Consider the following 18,561-nt stretch of genomic DNA (forward strand, 5'->3'; position numbering starts at 1 on the left):
GTCGGATCCGATCAGTTAATTATATCTTAGAAAACCTTGTGATTGCTTCCGGAACAATTCCGAAAACATGATCCATAGCGGCTAGTCTCCAGTCTTCGCGGTTCGGATAGAACATCTGTTTAAATTCTTCTCTTACCTTATCCGCTTCTAATTCGGATTTGGAACCGTGAAATCGGATGCGGTTCTCGCTGATCATTAAAAAACTTCCTCGGATAGCGCCCATCACATTCAAATTTCCGAATGTTCCTAACTCCACGGTAATTGGGAATAGATCTTTTTCTTTTGCCAAAATTTTACCGAAAAAATCAGTAAAATCCCCCGAGGTCCTATAAAAATCTTCCTCTCCTTCGTTCAAAAGAAGACCAAAATCGCCGAAAACTTTTTTGAGATTTTTATCCGTCTTAGAGCCACTTTCCGCATTATGCATTAGGCTAAGCCCATTTTTAGCTCCATAACCTGTATGGAAGTCCAAGATCAAAATACGATCGTAAGGTTTTAAAACTTTTTTAAAATACTTTCTTAAAGCGCGCACCACAGGTTCAGGTTTTCTGCCGCCGTAATAGATCCCTTTTGGAAATTCATATTGGCCGTTTACCGCTGCATCCAAAACATACTTTGCGCCAAAGCGGATCACAACTCCCAAGAACCGAAGAATGAAAAATATGTATTCTAAGAAAAAATTTCCAAACTCAGAACCAGGATTTAGAAAACTTTGGATCTTTCTGTATTTCTTGTTTTTGAACTTCTTGTGAAGTTTCTCTCTTTTTAAAGCAAAGTTTCGGTTTAGGTCGACGTTCCTTTCGTTCACTCTCAGGAAGTTTTTGAAACCGTGTGCATTGATCCCATGTAAAATCAAAAAGTCCGAATTTTTAGGAAGTTTATAAGCGCTCTTGTCATCCAGCAGGAATTCCTCGATCCATCTGCGCTGGAATGCGGAACCTGCAAATCCTTCTACTCCATGAATGCCAGAGCTCATAATCACCAAACGTTTTGCGGGTTTTTTCTTTTCTCCTAAACAATATATATCCAACTCTCCCCCGTCTTTAGGGATCTCCAGACATTCATAGTCGAAACGAGAAAACTTGGATTTTAGCTGTTTTTTGTAGGATAAGAAGGCCTTTCTACAGGCTTCGTAGGTTTCTAGATAGTACGATAATACGTCCACTTAAACACGAACATACCTAACTCCGCTCTCAGGTCCAAAAAAAAATCTTTCTATTAGATTACGATTCGATGAATCTTAAGCCTCTATTTTTACGTTTGATCAGATCGCCCCCTGCCATCCGAACCCAAAACTATAAGTATAAAATGGACTAAAAAAGAAGAAGGTCCGCTGGCTCTGATCATCCACTGCAGCGGGCCTTCTACGCTCAAACAAAAAACAACCAATTAATTATAGTATTATAATGTACTAAATATATGTCGACACACACTCATGGAAACTATTACTTCCGTGATAAATAAAATAAAAATATGATTTAACCCTTAAGAACTATAACCTTGATCATGTAATAAACCGCTTGTTATATTACATGATGTTTTTTTAAAATAATTTTTTCGCTCTTGTGAAATGTTCACACTCCGTCATCGGTCTAACCTAGTACCTTAAGGAGGTATGAACATGGATACAGTGACCATCTTCGCATTAGCGCTTTTGGCTGTTCCTGTGTTTGCCCGGTTTGCCCGAGTATCCAAGGATGCGATGAATCGCTATCACCTAATCGGATTGGGAGGTCTTTTCCTAATTCTTGGTGAAGCTACGAAGATTACTGCGACTAAAGTAACGCCTATAGCAGCAGTTCTTCCTATGATTGACATCGCAACTGCGATCCTAGCTTACGCGGGGGTACTTTTCGGGGTAGTATGGCTATCGCTCTACTACGTCAAACACCCGAACGAAATCTAAAAAGAATCCTCCCTATTTGAAAAGGAAAGGAAGGCGGGACATGTTCCCGCCTTTTTTTGTTGGAAAAGATAAAAGAAGAATTATCTCTGTAATCTGTGAGCCTAGAATTCAAACGTCCGGATACCAAACATTCCATCCTATATGTAGCCGATCCAGTCTGTGCCTGGTGTTACGGCTTCTCCCCCGTTTTTGAAAAGATAAGGCAAAAATACTCCGACAAGATAGAGTTCACATTGGTGCTCGGAGGATTAAAATACGGTCCCGAGGTGGAAACATTTTCGGAAGAAGTCACAGAAAAACTAAAATATCTTTGGAGAGAAGTGGAAAGGATCTCTAAGAGAAGTTTTCACTACGATATACTCCAAAATCGAAATATAAAATACGATTCGGAGCCTGGCTCCAGGGCGGTCATTACGGCCCAAAGGATCGACCCTACTCTATCTTTTGCTTTTTTAGATAAGCTGCTGGAAAGTTTTCACTCCCAAAAAAAAGACCCTAACAGTTTTGAAACATATGCCGAGATCGCTTCGGAACTTTCTCTGCCTTTGGATGAATTCAAAGAATTATACCATAGAGAAGAAACACTCTTAGAAACTAGGAACGATTTCAATTACGGATATATTTTGGGCGTAACAGGATTTCCTTGTTTGGTATTTTCAGACGGCTTGGATAGAGGGATCCTAACCAAAGGGTATGCTTCTTTTGAAGAGGTGGATGGACTTTTAGGGGATTATTTCAGGTCTATAGGACAATATTAAAAAACAAGGACGAGTTCCCTCGTCCTTTAATGCCAATGTACTTTATCTGACAACGATCAACTTTGTCTCCTCTTCCAAGAAAGCATCCGCCGCTTCCGACCAAGAGGCCTTACGCGTGGTGACCTTAGAAGGATCGAAACCTTCTTCTTCTACTAATCTCAAAATTTCGGGGATCCATTCTCTGGATCTAACTCTTCCCAAACGAATGGTGGCCCCATTATTATATAATTCTAAATAAGGAATCGGAATACTATTGGTCCAGAAAATAGAAGCGGATCCGAATTCTCCTTCTATTCCAAGAGACCTAAGACCGCAATCCCAACCTTCCGCAGTTCCGTTTGCATCTGCCACAATATCGAACTTACCGAAACTTTTGGGGAAAGAAGTCACCTGCTCCACTTTCACTCCATAAGATTCCGCAATCTGTAGACGTTTTTTGTCCGTATCCATATATACGAGTTCCGCAGCACCCATATGTTTTGCAAGAGCGGCAGTATACAATCCTATACTGGAAGCAAAACCCCCTAGTACTAAAACGGACCGATTCTTGTTTTGTTTGAGGTGCATTCCGACTAGCTTCCATGCTTCTACGATATTATCGCTGATACTTGCTATCGCGGCAGGATCGGTCTTATTAGAAAATGGGATCAGCATCTCTTTTGCATAAGGGACCAAGACGGAATCGGATATGGCCCCACCGAATTCTTTAGCGCCTTTTCCCATTCCGTAAGCGCTTGTATGAGAAACAGTACTACAACTTTTAGTCAGTCCGGTTTCACAATTCGCACAATGTCCACAGGAGATTTGGAATGGAACTGCGACACGAGTTCCTTTTGGAAATAGAGAAGATAATTCCTCGCTTGTTTCCATAATTTCTCCCACGAACTCATGACCTAGAGGAAAAGGAGGACGGAATAATGTCTGCCCTCTTAATATAGGAAGATCCAAATCACATCTGGCAACCGCCAGGGGACGGACCAAGGCTTGGTTCGGTCCTGAAAGTTTAGGGTCCTGGACTTCTTCCCATTCTACCCGATTTCTTTTAGAAAATAGCAATTGTTGCATGGTTTCCTCCGATAGACCACTCAGTCTATCATCAAATCGTCCTCATAAAAATAGGATAGACCAGTTAGTCTATCATTTTATTTTAGTCTGATGAGCAAACGAAAACCGGAACCGGTCTCGGGAGAAGGTCCTTTCGAAAGGATAGCATCCGCTGCTGTCCGTCTGATGTATTCCCAAGGTTATGCAGGAACTTCTATCAACCAGGTGATCGACGAATCTGAATCCCATAAAGCCAGCTTCTATAGATATTTTCAGACCAAAGAAGATCTGGGAAAAGAATACTTAGAAAGACAGGGTAAGGATTTTAGAGAAGCCTGGGAAAGACTGATGGAAAGATCCAAAACTCCGGAAGAGTTCGTGCATAGATGGATGGCACTTTTAAAAAAGCAGGTTAAGTCCGGAAAGTATTTCGGATGCCCTCTTGCTCGATTTATGGGAAGTTTAGATAAACCGGAACCGGATCTAGCGGAGAGAAGTTCTTTAGTATTGGGATCTTGGATCTCCTGTTTAGAAAATTATTTTGAGAAGAATAAGAAAGATCTTACACTTCCCGCAAATTTCGATTCTAAAAAGAAAGCGGAACTATTTCTGAAATTATTCCAAGGCAATTCTCAATTTTATGTGATGACACACGATCCCAAGTATTTTAACGAATTGGAAGAGGAGATGCTTTCCAATCTAAACTAGTTTTGTCTTTTTAAGAGAGATCTTTACCTTCTTTCCTTTTAATCGTACGATCTTTCCGGGAGCACCCACTACCGTACAATTATCTGGAATATCATGGTCTATGACTACAGCTTCTGCGCCAATCTTCACATTATTGCCCACATGCACTGGACCTAAGACTGTGGCCCTGGCACCGATGAGCACATTATTTCCAACAGTAGGGTGACGTTTCCCTTGGTGGTTTCCTGTTCCGCCCAAGGTGACTCCATGGAATAAGATACAATCGTCCCCTATCTCCGCGGTCCCACCTATTACAATCCCCATCCCATGGTCTATGAATAGACCGCTACCGATCTTTGCTCCGGGATGGATCTCTATTCCGGTTAGAAACCGACTGAACTGAGAAATGAATCTGGCCAAGAACTTTAATCCTATCTTATATAAAGGATATGCAATATACTTGTGCATTAAAATGGCGTGTAAACCCGGATAGAGTATAAATTCCATTCCTCTCGCTGCAGGGTCGTTTTTGAAAATTGCTTGGATCTCTCGAATCATTCGGAAAATCTAATAGGTCTTTTTGTTTTTACGTTCTGATCTGGAATATTCTTCCTTACTTTCTCTTTTGGCTACGTAGTTTGCCAAGGTCAGAATAGCTCCTCCCCAGAAAGCTGCCCAAAAACCAGGCACGAATATTTTATCGGGGAAAATGTTTGCGATCCAGAATAGTACGATCGCATTGACCACAAGGCCTGCAAGTCCTAAGGTTAAAAGATAAACCAGATATCCTACGCCAAAGGTGACCAGTACCAGGAACCATCTTAAAACAAAATTTAAAAACCCGAAGAACAGGACGATGACTACTACGTCCCAGACCTTATCACTGACACGAAATCCTGAATCGATCAGAGGAAAAACGAAAACTACTACCAATGACTGTAGTAAAACGGAAAAAAGAAGTCGGTACATCTATGTCCTTAAACTGTGGAATCTAGAAACTGTCCCAAATGAGGAGGCAATCCGCCTGGAGGAACTACCACTGTTTGTGGCTGCATAACTGCGTTGTCCGAAACGGAAGCTACTTCTCTGGGTTGATCTCCTACCAAAGCAGGAGCCGAAGAATCGGAATACAAAATTTGCCGAGATCCGACAGCCATATAAGGCATATTCTTCTTCCTTTCTGTTATATTCTTCCTATTAGACGAATTCGAAAAGCAAAATTATGATCTAACCCTCTATAACCAATCCGCAATCCATCTTTTCGACCACGAAACCGGTATAGATCAATGGATAGAGTAAGTAAGTTCCGAGCCCTAAAACCCAGGCAAATCCTGTACGAGGAGTATCTCTCACTCCTGTACTTTGGAAAAACAACCGAACGGATCTGAACGGTTTTTTGCCGGAGTCGGAAGATGCTAAGGATCTATCAGTAATCCCCAGACCACAGTTATGAGTGAGCTTGTTTCCTTCGATAGTGATGAGCACTTCTTTTCTTTCGGATCTACTCCAAGAAACTCTTCTGGTAACTGTGCCTTCTAATTCCAATTCTTTGGATCTGGCTCCAGTTCCGACCAAGATCGGAAATTTGGCGTATTCTCTATCTAACCTTCTGTCTTTGCCTTCCGTTCCAGTAGCGAAAGTTGCCATCAAAGTTTTTACATCGTAATCCAGGTCGTCTTCGAATTGGACTAACACAGGTATTTCCGATCTTAGTTCTCCGGATGAAGGCAACTGAAGTTCAGAGTTTTTCTTTTCGGCTCCGGAACAGGATAACAAGAAAGAGAAAATAGATACAAAAAGTATCGTACGATATTTATCAAATGAATTCATAGGATGTCCGGCCCTTCTATGAAACCCCAGAAAGAATTTCTGTCCAGCGAAAATCGCGGTTGGACGAATACAAATCGACAAAGGTTTCAAACAAAACAATAAATAGAAATTTATTTCATATGTCCGACTTGGAACTCGGGTCAGATATAAAATAAGTGCCAAGACCTGATGGGAAGGCTATTATGCGATCTTTATCCATAAACCATTATATACTTCTAATATTTTCCAAAACAAAATCAAAGCCCAGATTTTCCAAACGAATACAGATCCTTATTCTATTATCGGTCTATTCTTGTTCTTCTTTTCCGAGAGGAGATAAGTCTCTTATCTCAAGAGAGCACCAGTATTCACTCTTTTATACGAATGAAGACGGAAACATTTACAGAACAGACCTAAGCCTTAAGACAAAATACAAAGATGCGTTTTCCGATTTAGAAAAATTCGACTCAGAGTTTCTAAGTCCTCAAAAACAAAAATATACGGAAAGGATCAAAGAAGTTTCCTTATATAAATCAGAACTCAAAAAAGACAGCAGCTCAATAGTGAGAAAATTAGGAGGAGTTCTTGCAATCGCAGCGATCACTCCTGTCCCATTCGCTTTTGAGACCACTTTAATATTAGGGACCATCTATGTAACATACCAAAGAGTCACCGAAACTTCAGAAGCAAAGCTCAGGAAAAAACATGTGGAATTTCTGATCAATGAATGTGCAAACTCTGAAGACAGCTTAGAAGATTTTAAAGAAGATCATTTGGACAAATTTGTTTCTCGCTGGAAAAAAGAATTTATGAAAGAGTCAAATCATTTTGTGAACGCCGACGATTGGGAAGATGTTCGCTTATTGGATACTCTTATGGAAAAATACCAGATAGACAAGGAATGGATCAAGATCAACGCGGAATGGGAATGGAGAGCTTCTACCCAACATTGTAATAGGGAAACCAAAGAGGAAAAAGATAGTCGTATCCATAAGGAAGAAAAGAAATGGAAAAAGAATGGATCCAAGACTGAAAACCGCATTGGATTATCTGAAAAAAGGGGATTCTAATTCCGCTAAGTCCGTCCTGATCTCTTGGACAGAGTCGGAACCGAATAATCCTAACGCATTTTTTCATTTAGGAATGTGCCTCTCTCAATTGGGTGAGATGAGCCCTGCCGAAACCGCATTGCAAGAATGTATAGGCTTGGAACCTGCACATGTACAAGCCTGGGTCGGACTTGGAGTATTATTCGCTCGCAAGAAGGACAAACCAAAAGCGGAGTTCCATCTTTCTAAGGCATTGGAGCTGGACGATACGGATGTATTTGCCAAAAAAAATCTGGCGGCTGTGTATACCGGCGCTTCTAAGTTCGATCGCGCCTTAGATCTGCTCAAAGACCTGCCCGAGTCGGAGTTATCCGATTCCCCCACTTTATATGCATTAGCGATTTGTTATGTAAGGACCAATCGATTCGAAGAAGCGAGAGAAACTTTCCGCAAATTAGAGATCGTAGGCATCCCGGATCAGGTCAAAAAAGAATATCTTCAACTCAAACAATTGCTGGAAGAAAAACAATTCGAGCAAGGCGGGATCTGGAGCTTTCTTAAAAAAGAAGAAGACTTCTGACTTTTTTTCTTTTCTACTTGACTTCCTTCTTCCATTTGCCGAGTCTAAAAGTATAAGTATGGCACAAAATTTCTTCCAAGCTAATTTGCTCGGTCTCCTCTTACTCCTTCTTTGGAGTTGAGAGGACGGAAATATTGCGCATGCAAAAACCCGCTCCTCAGAGCGGGTTTTTTTGTATCAGGGCCTTTTTCCCGGCAAAATTCCCGCTCTCGGGACCGGAAAAAAGAGAGTGCCCATGGAACAAAAACCAAATGCGATTATCGCAACACAGTATCCTTCCATCCAAGAGATGATCATACCCGGTCAGGGTTTGAAAACTCCTCCTGTCTCTCCATTCTTCATGGATGTTACATTAAGAGACGGCAACCAAGCTTTACGTAAACCTTGGAACCTGGAAGAAAAAGAGATCATATTTAAGAGACTTCTAAAATTAGGAGTGCAAGGAATAGAAGTCGGTTTCGCTTCTGCAAGCAAACAAGACTTCGAGGCATGCTCCTATCTTTCTTCTTTGGCTCCGGAGAATGTTGCAATCTCCAGTCTTTCCAGAGCGGTGGAGAAGGAGATAGATCTTTCTTGGGAGGCGATCCGTAAGGCCCCTCGTCCTAGAATTCATATAGTTTATCCTATAAGCGATTTTACGATCCGGAACGTGTTAGGGATTTCCGAAAAGCAAGTTAAAGAAAATATAATACGATCCGTTTCTTATGCGCGAAAATTAGCGGGAAATTATGGAGAAGTACAATTCTCGGGAGAACATTTCGGGGATTCTTTAGAGAATATGGATTTTGCAGTAGAAGCTTTCCAGGCCGCTTTGGATGCAGGTGCAGATGTAGTCAATCTACCTAACACTGTGGAAAGATACAGACCTTACTTATTCGTGGCCATGGTCCGAAAAGTAGTAGAGTCCTTGCCTCAAGGTAGCAAAATTTCGGTCCATACTCATAACGATTTGGGAATGGCAACAGCCACTACTGTAGAAAGCTTTTTTGCAGGAGCCACTCAATTGGAAACTGCGTTAAACGGTTTGGGAGAAAGAGCAGGAAACACAAACACTTACGAAGTTGCGATCGCTCTTCATAATTGCGGAGTCAAAGTGGACTTGGATCTTCAGACGATTTATGAGACTTCCAGGATTGTATCTAGGATGTCTGGAGTTCCAATACCTGAAAAAGCCCCTTTGATCGGAGATGATGTAGTAGCTCATAGAAGCGGGATCCACCAAGACGGAGTTTCCAAAACGAAAGACATGAAAAAAGGAGCCTATCGTGCTTTCGACGCGAATCTGATCGGAAGGCCGGAAGGCGACAGGATCGCATTCACGAGCCAATCCGGAAAATCGGCAATTTACGAAATCCTAATGCAATCCGGGATCTCCGTCTCCAAAGAAGAAGCTTCTAAATTGCAACCTATCCTAAAATCCATCTCCGAAAATTACGGGGGAGGAGAATTGTCGATCGAAGAGATCAAGACTGAGTTGGAGAAGGTTAGGAGTATTGGAGAGTTCCGATCATAAACACCTCCAAAGTAGCTGAGCGACCCTTGAGCTCCGTTTCTCCTAGGGATTTCCACACTATCCCTGGGAGCTCTCCCACAGCCTGCACCAGGCTGAAACTAACTAGAATGGGCACTTCATATTTTATAGTCAGACCTTCCAGTCTGGAGGCTGTGTTTACAATGTCCCCGATAGTGGTTCCATCTAGCCTACTTACCAGTGCAGTATTTTTTACCGTAAGTTCCTCTAGCACAGGACCCAGAACCGATACAGTCCGCATCCGAAAAACATTCGTTTCCGGATTTACCGCTGCTGCCATGATCGAATTCGGATTTTTTTGTGCAGACTCCTCCACTGCATTGCATTCCAAAACCGCATTGGATATCCGATGTACATTTTTCTCCTTTCTCCCTATCCCCGGCGGATAAACTAAAAGCGAAAAATATCAGAATTAGGTATATGTATTTCATTTTTAATCCTTAAATAAATTACAAGGTTCAACCTCTAATCTATACCGATAGATAGGACTTTAGGACATCTAATTTTTTCATTATAAAATCCTTGCCAGCTTAATTCTTTGGATCTTGACTCCGGACTTTCCTTCTACAAATACTCTGAACTCTACATCATCTATAACTGGACTTTTAATTTCAAATATTAGAGCTTTAGAGTTCGCCTCTTCTCCTTTTTCTTCCGGATATAAGATAGAAGATCCCCCGTTATAAACAACATCAAACTTTGCACGATCCAAATTTACGCCGGAGAATTCTACTTTGTATTTTCCTTTAGGCAAGGTAAGTAAAGGCCCATAAACCAAAGGGCCTTGGTGTCTTGTTGCAGAAATGGTCCCGTCTGAATTTATTTCCCCCACCCTGGAAAAAAATCCCCCGTTCGCAGGCATCCAATCAAATTGGATCGGCTCGGGTAATACTTTTGTTTGAGAAATTTCCAACTCGTAGGTTTGTAAATTTAAGTTTTTATGATATAGAAATTCGGGATATCTTTGGATAGATTCCGCAGGAAAACTTCCTTTTAAAACTAAATCTGTAGTATGAGTAAATTTCAAATAAGGATCTGCCCCGGACAATCCTCCATTTTGGATCATATGAACTCTCTTACCCAAAGAGAGCAATTTAGGAACTTTTTGTAAAAATTCTTCGGAATCGTTTATTAGATATATATTCTTTCCATAAATATATCTAAGAGGACTGGCGATCTGTCTTTTTGTAGTAAAATAAAAAGAATTTTCATCAGGAGTAGAATTTGCGAATATTTCATAGCCATTTTCATATTCTTCCATCATCGGTTGGAAAAGTATAAGTTTAGATCTCCAGACTGTATAAATAATCCCTGCGCCGGCTAAGATTAGCAACAACGCAGTTTTCCAACTCTGTTTTATATTTGAAATATTTTTGATCCCGATGACAGACCCTAAGATCGCAAACGGAATAGAAAAAAGCATCCATCTTCTGGAGGCCCAAAAATGATCCGGCGCAATACTTGGACTCGCCAGATAGACTGTTAACAAAAAGAACCCTATAAAAAATACAAAGGAAGAATTAACAAATTTCCTGCGGAAAATGAATAGATCGAAGGTGAAAATTAAAAATGCAAACAACCAAAAAGGCACATACCAGAAAAATACAGACAAAGAATGAAACGTAAGATATTTAGCGGCTGCCAACGCAGGCACTTGAGACAAAAACATCGGCCTTACAAAATAGGCAAGCAAAGCGGCAAGAAACAATGCAGATAATACAGAAATTCTTAATGTTCTTTTATTCTTCTCGGCGAAACTTCGGAACCAACCCAAAACAGAAGGGCTCTTTTTCCAAATCAGGACTTCTAACAAAAGAAAGACCAAAGAAAAAACCCAAGCAAACCCAACAATATTTAGAAATCCATGTTCCCATAAGTGATAAACATAAACTTTGGAATAAAAGTAGGCATACACGAATGATAATACACTTGTCAGAAGAAATGCGAATATGAAATATAATGAATTTTTAAAATACTTCTCGAAAAATACTAATAAAAACCCGGAGTACATTACCAAAGCGGGAAGATAAACATAGCTATCCACTCTTGCAAAAGAACTGATCCCAAATACCAACCCTATAATGAACATAGGCATCCGGCTTTCTCTTTTGAAAAATATTTGGATCAAATAGGCTGTAAGTAAAATTAAAAATTGAGAAATTGCTTCGGATAATGCTGATCTTACGTTCCATAACTGGGAAGAATTCAGAACATATAAAACGGAGATGAAAGATGCAGAAAAAGGATCCGACATTCTTCTGGTTACTAAATACAAAAGGAATACGGAAAAAAATCCAAAGACTGCGTTGACTCTCAGAAGTCCGCCAATTCCAAACAGATCGTAACCGATCGCCAAATACGCAGGAAGTATATGAAAAAAACGAGGAGAACGATAGGTCTCCGAATTTGAAAGTCCCAGATTGAATTCAGAAGCAATGGATTGATAGTCTACCAGTACAGAATCTTCGAATATCTCACTGATCAGTTTTGTATCCGGCACTTCTAAGTTTAAACCGCCGGTTTTGGAGATCACTACTCCGAAAATTGTGTACTGTCCTTGGTCCCTTCCCCCATCCAAATACCAGGTAGGAAATCCTGCATACAGATACAAAGCCATCAAAGAGAATAAAATCAAAAAAATAAGTTCAGGCTTTTGGATCTCGAGTCGGATGGATTTGCGAACTTCTATATTTCTAAAAGAAAAAACGCAAACGGCAGAAAGGATTAAAAATCCGAATAAAGAAAGAACGATCTTCTCTATGCTATAGATCCCAAGCATAGTAAATATAAAGGAAACAATCCCCATAAATAGCAAAGGGGCAATTGCAGATAGGAGGACAGTCCCTATTCTTCCCGCACCTTTAAGTCTGCTAAAAAGGAAAAATAAGAATATTGAAGATAGGATCCATCCTGCAAAAAAAAAGAATACGATCAAAATAGAAAAGATTTCCTAATTCTAGATATCGTCTCTTTTTACGATCCCGTAAAAGATAATATTGTCCAGCTCTTGGACCAGATCTCGGATAGAATATGGAGTCTGTGCTAAAAAGTTCGGATCGAACATTGCTTCGGAAGCTGCTGAGTGTATGAGAAGCACAATATCAGGATTCACATCGGAACGAATTTCACCGTTCTTGATACCGGTCTCGATCATCTTTCGCATCGTTCTGTTTATATTTTTTTCTTTTAGAGACTGGATTTGTTTCCAAATGTCAGGGGCTTGGTCACGGATCTCTCGTAGAAATTCGTTCATTCCGTGAGGGATCTCGGAGGAGAGGCAACCTCTCATTGCTTGGATCTTTTCTTTAATGGATTTTTCCGGGTCTTGGAAGATACCTTCGATCCTTCCGTGAATTCTGAGATGTTTATCAGTCATCACTTCTTTTAACAATTCATGTTTATTGGCGAAATGTTTATAAAGTGTTTTGCGACTGATCCGAAGAGTTCGGGCGATCTCTTCCATACGAGTCTTCGCAAAACCGTATCGTAAAAATAACTCGAACGATTTTTCGAATATTCTCTCACGGACTTCGTCCTTCTCTTGGGTTAGTTCTTGTTCCACGGCGCTGTGCACTTTATTATCCCCCTTTCGCTTAGGAAACGATTTTTCAATCTAAAGACGATTTTAACGTCTCCTTTCCTCTGCGTATTATGCCATAAAGAAAAATATTGTCCAGTTCGGATATATTGTCCCGACGCTCGGTCGGGCTTTGTCCCCACTTATAAATCGCATCTGAACAGGCAATTAATGCCATGATGAACAAGTCGGGCCTCAAGTCCGCTCTGAATTCTCCTAATTTTTTTCCCTCTTCCAATAAGCCTTCTATTTCCGTATCTATTAATTGGACCCTTTTTGCCTTCACCATTCTCCATATTTCCGGAATTTGATCCTGCAATTCTTTCCATAATACGAAATGGCTGGGCCTACAAACGTCCAACAGCTCCTTTCTCATCTTCACAAATCGTTTGGAGAAGTCCAGAGCCCGATTGTTTCGAATTCTTTTAAGTCTATAAGCGGCTCTTGTTTGACGATAATCGGCAGCTGCCTTTAAAACCTCTTCTTTGTTCGGATAATATTCGTATAAGGTCTTTTTTCCAATCTTGGATTCTTCTACGAAGTCGTCCATTTTTGCTTTCGCATAACCTTTTCGCTGAAAGACCCGAGTTGCCCCGAGTAATACTCGGAGCCTATTTTTTTTCTCGGTGAAGTTCATGATATTTATCGCGCATCCGGATCCGGAGAATTTCTACGAACCAACTGGTTCAGCTTTTCTATGTAGGAGAATGCTGCCGGAACCACTACCAATGTAAGTATGGTAGAAGAGATCAATCCGCCGATGATCGCGACCCCCATACTTGTCCTTTGTTTGGATGCTTCGTTTAATCCGATCGCGATAGGAGCCATGCCAGCGATCAAAGCGAACGAGGTCATGAGGATCGGACGAAGACGTTCTCTTCCAGCTTCTATGATCGCTTCTTTCATTTCCACACCTCTTTGTATTAGCTGGTTTGTGAAGTCCACGAGTAAGATCGAGTTCTTGGTAGCCACCCCGATGAGCATGATTAGCCCGATCATGGAGAATATATCCAAGGATTTTTGGGTTATAAACAGAGCGATAAACGCACCACAAAGCGCGAGAGGAAGGACCAACATGATCGCGATAGGTGTGATAAAACTTTCATACAAGGAAGCAAGTACCATGTAGATGAATAACACCCCGAGCCCCATAGCGATCCCAAGAGAAGTTCCCATCTCTTTAAAGTTCTCTGCCTGCCCTGTGTATCCGATACGAACTCCCGGAGGAAGAGGCATTTCTGTTTGAGTAAGTTTTGCTACTTCTTCCATTGCTCCACCCATTCCAGGTCCGTCCGGATTTACGTCCGCATAGATCTCCACGGATTTGTTCCTGTTCATACGGTTGATGGTTGCAAGACCTGTGGTCTCTTCCGCTTTTGCAACGTTCTGTATCGGGATCATCATATTATTGAAGTTAGGCACAAAAGAATTATAGAAGTTATCCTTCAGATCTCTCTGTCCTTCTTTCAATCGAACACGAATATCGTATTCCACTCCGTTCTCACGATAGACAGCAGGAGTAGTTCCTTCGACAAGAGTCCTAAGCTCTGTTCCGATCACAGTGCCTGGGATCCCGAGTAGAACTTCTCTTTGGCGATCGGGCACCACTCTGAATTCCGGAGCCCCTGCTCTATAACTTGTATCCACATCCAAAAGAGCTTTAGATTCTCTTAATCTTTCGAAAAGTTTTCTAGAATATTCTTCCACCACTTTTCCGTTCTGTCCGCTAACAACCAAAGTGAAAGGTCTTTGTCCTCCACCCACGTTATCTATGTCTTTTACGATCGGGTTTGCATAAGAAAATGATTCCAATTCTTTACGAAGAAGGTCCTTGAACTGAGAAGTGTTCATATTCCTTTCTTTTGCCGGGATCATCTCCACGAACATAGTTGTAGTCCTGTTCGTATTGAACATTGCTACCAATTTTACTTCTTTATGAGAAGAGATCTCTTTGTACGCTTCCTGAGCGATCTCCGCCATTTTTTGAACGGAAGTACCAGGAGGCATATCCAAGGTGACCTGGAATTTTCCTTGGTCTTGGGCAGGTAAGAATGTTTTAGGAATGTATTTGGTCAGCATCAAGCTTGCGACAAAGATCAAAACCGCTCCACTCAGAATGAATACAGGACGTTTTAAGGTGAATTTCAAAACGCTTGCATAAACATTTTCCAACCAAGTTTGGAATACGTTAAATCCGGATAAGACGAAATCCAGTCCCTTCTCTAAAGGTGAAAGAATTCTTCCTAAAACTCCGAAAACAAACTTTAAGAGTTCGAATACATATGAGAATGCTTTGGAAACAATTCCTTTCGGGGCCTCTTGCGCTCTGATCTTAGAGAATGCGATCTCTTCCAAAGCGGTAGTAGCGCCGTTCTTCTTCTTTTTCTTTCCATCTGATGGAACACTTAAGAATTCAGGAGAAGAATTTCCATGAGCTGCATGCGCATGTGATCCTGAAATTTTACCGCCAAAATAAGCGGATAACATTGGAGCGATCGTAAGAGCGTCATAAAGTGAGATCAAAAGAGCGAAACATACAGTCAGCCCGAATTCTCTTAAGAACTGTCCTACTACCCCACTTACGAATGCAATCGGCAAGAATACCGCGATCACAGTCATAGTGGTTGCGATTACCGCTAATGTTACTTCTTTTGTTCCTTCTGTAGAAGCTTCTCTCGCGCTCTTACCCATTTCCCTATGTCGGAAAATGTTTTCCCGAACAACAATTGCGTCATCTATGAGAAGTCCCACAGCCAAGCTCAATGCAAGAAGTGTCATTACGTTCACCGTAAATCCGGCAACCGCCATTAGAATGAATGCACCCAAAAGTGAGTTTGGCAATGCAAGCCCAGTGATAATGGTAGATCTCACACTTCCTAAGAATAGAAGTACAACTACGATCGTAAGTGCGATCCCTATGATAATCGTTTCTTTTACGTCGTAGATATTATCGTCGATCTGAATTGAGTTATCGTTTGCGATAGAAAGAACTGCACCACCTTCTCTCCTTGCAAGTTCCTTGTTCAGATCGTCGATCCTTTTCTTCACTTCTTGAGCAACTGCAACAGTATTCGAACCTGATTGTTTGAATACCAACAAGAAGACTGCCTTCTTACCGTTGAAGTACGCGCGAGTGCTTTCGTCCTCTAAAGTATCTACTACTTCTCCCAATTGTCCGATCCTGACAGGAACCTCGTTCCCAAATAAGGAAATTGGAGTGTCTCTGATCTCTTGAGGGGATTTGAATTCATTGATGGTTCTATACACCAACTCTGAATCCGCCTTACTCACCTTACCAGCAGGAATATTTGTCCCACCGGAAGCCAAACGATTGGAAACCACGGAAGCAGGGATCATATGTTGTTTTAATTTTTGGCGATCTAATTCAACATGGATCTCTCTTTTTCTACCGCCGTAGATTGTGATATTTCCGACATCCTTTGCGGTTAAAAGATTCTGTTTGATCTCTTCGTTGGCGATATCGTAAATCTGTGCCTCGCTTAAGTTTGCATTCAATGCGAGAATGATGATCGGTTGATCTGCAGGGTCTATCCTTCTGATAACAGGCTCTTTGATATCGTTAGGCAATTTAGGTTTTACCGCAGAGACCTTGTCTCTTACCTGTTGTTCTGCGTATTTAACGTCTGTCTCTAATGTGAATTCCAAAATAATGGTTCCGGATCCTTCGCTACAAGTGGATCGGATCCTTTTCACTCCGGAGATGGTGGAAAGTTCGTCTTCCACTGGTTTTGCGATCAGAGTTTCGATCTCGTTCGGTGCGGCTCCCGGATAAGGCACAGTCACTGTGACCACCGGGATCGTTACGTTAGGAAAAAGGTCCACTCCCAACTTGTTCAGGGAAAGATATCCCGAAACAAGAATGATGAGAACCGTACAGGTGATAAATATCGGTCGTTTAATCGATAGTTCTGCAAAATTCATTTTTGATCTCCGGTGGTTTGGTTCAGAACTTCTTCGGCATCCATTCCGTATTTGCGGAAAAGAGTCCCTTTAGAGAGCTCATATTGTACTAGCGCTGAGTTATAATTCACTTTTGCCTGCATCAGCCCGTATCTAGCTTGAGCTACAAGGTCCAATGCGTTCTTAACGTTTACGGATGTGGCCCTTCCGTATCTGTATCTGGGCACAATACCCGAGTAAAACCTCTCTGCTTGAGAAAGATTCTTTTTAGATTCTTCCAGGATCTCGTAAGTAGTGCTGATCTTCTGCAATCCTTGCCTTACGTCTGTTTTGACCTGTTCTTTTGTTTGTTCCAAAAGTAGGTCCATCTTTCTACTTTGTGTTAAAGAATTCTTATATTCCGCTCTTGCAGTATCGTTTCCAAGAGGATAATCCATCTTGATCTCTGCTGAATTTTGGGTAAATCTACCGGCGCCTATTCCGTCAAAACTCTGAGGAAAATTACGATCGTATTCTCGAGAATTATAAGTACCGCTTACGTAGAGAGACGGTAATAATCCGTTTTTAGAGATTTCCAGAGCGGTTCCGGCATTCTGTTTTTGTAATGCGAGACTCTTGAAATCGTATCTATGTTGAAACGCTTCTTCCGTTTCAGAATCTTCTGCGCCTAAAGAAGGAAGAGAATCGTCCAGGACCAAAGAAAATCCTACTTTGGTTTCCGGATCTTTTCCTAAGGAGACCAGCAAGTCCCTTCGAACCCTGTCCTTTTCCAGTTTTGCTTGTCTGAGCTGATTTTCAGCATTGATCAGAAGCGCGTTCCATTGTCCGGACTCGTAATCTTCTGCCACTCCCATACGGACCTTGGAAGAAGTGATGTCCTTTACATTCTTTACACTCTTGACCAGTAATTCTGCGGTCTTAAGATTTTCATCCGCTAAGGATAAATTCCAAAAAGATAATAGAGATTGGACCACAGACCTGGACAGAGTATTCATGGCGTCCAATCTTCTGACCGCGGAACTTCTCCTACTGATCTCTAAGGACCTTCGTTGCTGGTATCCGAAAATATTCTTCAATAATTCCTGTTTCAAAGTGAAACCAAGATTTGCAAAGTGAAGACTTGGCTGCGCGAATTGTTGAGCGATGGTGCCTTGTTGTTCCGGCCTTTTCCCCGCATCCGTTTCGTAACGGTTATCCGAGACTGTTAAACTCGCGGTGGTTCCTGTATTAAAAACTTTTGATAGACCAGCTGAGAGCGTATTGCTTGTGATCTCTCTACCTTGCAAAGTGTATTGAGGTAGAGGTAAGTTATTCGTCTTTTGAGTATTAGCGGTTAAGGTCCCGATAAAATTGTATTTACCGTTTTCCTTCTCCCAATCATATTCCGAGTTCTCTAAGTCCAGTCGGCTCATCTTTGCCTGAACTGAATTCTCTAAAGAGTAACGGATAAGGGAAGTAGTGGTCCAAACTCCTTCCTTCTCCAGATCGTCCCGATGATCTCCAAAGATGGAGAGATTACTTAGAAAAATGCCTAAGATCAAAAAATTGCGAAGCATTGACTGATTCTTTTTCTGTTGCATAACATCCAATGGGAAACATTTATAGTATATTTTGTTTCCTCCCATAGGAAACAAAATCTCTTTTTATTGTTTCCTATGTCAACAGAAAAATTCTCAAAAGGAAAAGATTTTATTGATAT

At 41.3% G+C, this 18,561-nt stretch carries 18 protein-coding genes; 7 read left to right on the forward strand and 11 right to left on the reverse strand.

Features of this window, described 5'->3' with window-relative positions; all coding sequences use genetic code 11:
- Window positions 1-19: 19 nt before the first annotated feature.
- A complete protein-coding gene (locus tag LPTSP_RS09950) occupies window positions 20-1,165 on the reverse strand; it encodes a M14 family metallopeptidase (protein ID WP_108928639.1) in 1,146 nt (381 codons plus the stop codon).
- Between the two features lie 456 nt (window positions 1,166-1,621).
- Here LPTSP_RS09950 and LPTSP_RS09955 point away from each other — a divergent pair, with 456 nt between their 5' ends.
- Together LPTSP_RS09955 and LPTSP_RS09960 are read left to right on the forward strand one after the other, a co-directional pair.
- Window positions 1,622-1,906, forward strand: coding sequence for an LIC10816 family protein (locus tag LPTSP_RS09955; RefSeq protein ID WP_086448304.1), 285 nt, complete (start codon window positions 1,622-1,624; stop codon window positions 1,904-1,906).
- Window positions 1,907-2,001: 95 nt separating this feature from the next.
- Window positions 2,002-2,664: a DsbA family protein gene (locus tag LPTSP_RS09960; RefSeq protein ID WP_108928640.1), complete on the forward strand. Its 663-nt coding sequence runs from the start codon at window positions 2,002-2,004 to the stop codon at window positions 2,662-2,664.
- Between the two features lie 42 nt (window positions 2,665-2,706).
- Here LPTSP_RS09960 and LPTSP_RS09965 read toward each other — a convergent pair whose 3' ends face one another.
- Window positions 2,707-3,729, reverse strand: coding sequence for a zinc-dependent alcohol dehydrogenase (locus LPTSP_RS09965; protein WP_108928641.1), 1,023 nt, complete (start codon window positions 3,727-3,729; stop codon window positions 2,707-2,709).
- 90 nt (window positions 3,730-3,819) lie between these two features.
- On the opposite strand from LPTSP_RS09965, the gene LPTSP_RS09970 reads away from it, so the two are divergent.
- Window positions 3,820-4,416: a TetR/AcrR family transcriptional regulator gene (locus LPTSP_RS09970; RefSeq protein ID WP_108928642.1), complete on the forward strand. Its 597-nt coding sequence runs from the start codon at window positions 3,820-3,822 to the stop codon at window positions 4,414-4,416.
- On the opposite strand, the gene epsC is transcribed toward LPTSP_RS09970, so the two are convergent.
- From epsC to LPTSP_RS09990, 4 genes are all read right to left on the reverse strand, one after another.
- Window positions 4,408-4,953: a serine O-acetyltransferase EpsC gene (epsC, locus tag LPTSP_RS09975; protein ID WP_108928643.1), complete on the reverse strand. Its 546-nt coding sequence runs from the start codon at window positions 4,951-4,953 to the stop codon at window positions 4,408-4,410. The genes LPTSP_RS09970 and epsC overlap by 9 nt on opposite strands.
- Window positions 4,954-4,962: 9 nt before the next feature.
- A complete protein-coding gene (locus LPTSP_RS09980) occupies window positions 4,963-5,364 on the reverse strand; it encodes a phage holin family protein (RefSeq protein ID WP_108928644.1) in 402 nt (133 codons plus the stop codon).
- Window positions 5,365-5,372: 8 nt separating this feature from the next.
- Window positions 5,373-5,561, reverse strand: a complete 189-nt coding sequence (locus tag LPTSP_RS09985; RefSeq protein ID WP_108928645.1) for a hypothetical protein — start codon at window positions 5,559-5,561, stop codon at window positions 5,373-5,375.
- A 61-nt stretch (window positions 5,562-5,622) separates the two neighbouring features.
- Window positions 5,623-6,225, reverse strand: a complete 603-nt coding sequence (locus tag LPTSP_RS09990) for a hypothetical protein (RefSeq protein ID WP_108929867.1) — start codon at window positions 6,223-6,225, stop codon at window positions 5,623-5,625.
- A 182-nt stretch (window positions 6,226-6,407) separates the two neighbouring features.
- On the opposite strand from LPTSP_RS09990, the gene LPTSP_RS09995 reads away from it, so the two are divergent.
- The 4 genes from LPTSP_RS09995 to LPTSP_RS19095 all read left to right on the forward strand — a co-directional run bounded on the left by LPTSP_RS09995 (window position 6,408) and on the right by LPTSP_RS19095 (window position 9,753).
- Window positions 6,408-7,274: a hypothetical protein gene (locus LPTSP_RS09995; protein ID WP_245915541.1), complete on the forward strand. Its 867-nt coding sequence runs from the start codon at window positions 6,408-6,410 to the stop codon at window positions 7,272-7,274.
- On the forward strand, window positions 7,222-7,833 hold the full coding sequence (locus LPTSP_RS10000; protein WP_174704454.1) for a tetratricopeptide repeat protein: 612 nt from the start codon (window positions 7,222-7,224) through the stop codon (window positions 7,831-7,833). The genes LPTSP_RS09995 and LPTSP_RS10000 overlap by 53 nt, the downstream gene beginning before the upstream one ends.
- A gap of 289 nt (window positions 7,834-8,122) precedes the next feature.
- The gene (gene leuA2 / locus LPTSP_RS10005) at window positions 8,123-9,346 is read left to right on the forward strand and encodes a 2-isopropylmalate synthase LeuA2 (RefSeq protein WP_245915610.1); all 1,224 of its coding nucleotides are present in this window, start codon (window positions 8,123-8,125) and stop codon (window positions 9,344-9,346) included.
- 161 nt (window positions 9,347-9,507) lie between these two features.
- Complete coding sequence (locus LPTSP_RS19095; RefSeq protein ID WP_167396430.1) at window positions 9,508-9,753, forward strand: hypothetical protein; 246 nt, start codon at window positions 9,508-9,510, stop codon at window positions 9,751-9,753.
- A 122-nt stretch (window positions 9,754-9,875) separates the two neighbouring features.
- On the opposite strand, the gene LPTSP_RS10020 is transcribed toward LPTSP_RS19095, so the two are convergent.
- Genes LPTSP_RS10020 through LPTSP_RS10040 form a run of 5 tightly spaced genes read right to left on the reverse strand, consistent with a single transcriptional unit; the run spans window position 9,876 to window position 18,487 of the window.
- Window positions 9,876-12,299, reverse strand: coding sequence for a glycosyltransferase family protein (locus LPTSP_RS10020; protein WP_108928649.1), 2,424 nt, complete (start codon window positions 12,297-12,299; stop codon window positions 9,876-9,878).
- Window positions 12,300-12,320: 21 nt separating this feature from the next.
- Window positions 12,321-12,938 carry a TetR/AcrR family transcriptional regulator gene (locus LPTSP_RS10025; RefSeq protein ID WP_108928650.1) on the reverse strand — a complete coding sequence of 206 codons (618 nt, stop codon included), beginning with the start codon at window positions 12,936-12,938 and terminating at the stop codon, window positions 12,321-12,323.
- 34 nt (window positions 12,939-12,972) lie between these two features.
- A complete protein-coding gene (locus LPTSP_RS10030) occupies window positions 12,973-13,578 on the reverse strand; it encodes a TetR/AcrR family transcriptional regulator (RefSeq protein ID WP_108928651.1) in 606 nt (201 codons plus the stop codon).
- Between the two features lie 5 nt (window positions 13,579-13,583).
- On the reverse strand, window positions 13,584-16,883 hold the full coding sequence (locus LPTSP_RS10035) for an efflux RND transporter permease subunit (protein WP_108928652.1): 3,300 nt from the start codon (window positions 16,881-16,883) through the stop codon (window positions 13,584-13,586).
- Window positions 16,880-18,487 carry a TolC family protein gene (locus LPTSP_RS10040; protein ID WP_108928653.1) on the reverse strand — a complete coding sequence of 536 codons (1,608 nt, stop codon included), beginning with the start codon at window positions 18,485-18,487 and terminating at the stop codon, window positions 16,880-16,882. Before LPTSP_RS10040 ends, LPTSP_RS10035 begins: the two co-directional genes overlap by 4 nt.
- Between the last annotated feature and the right edge of the window lie 74 nt (window positions 18,488-18,561).

Origin of the sequence: Leptospira johnsonii, assembly GCF_003112675.1 — a bacterium.
GTDB classification, from domain to species: Bacteria; Spirochaetota; Leptospiria; order Leptospirales; family Leptospiraceae; genus Leptospira_B; species Leptospira_B johnsonii.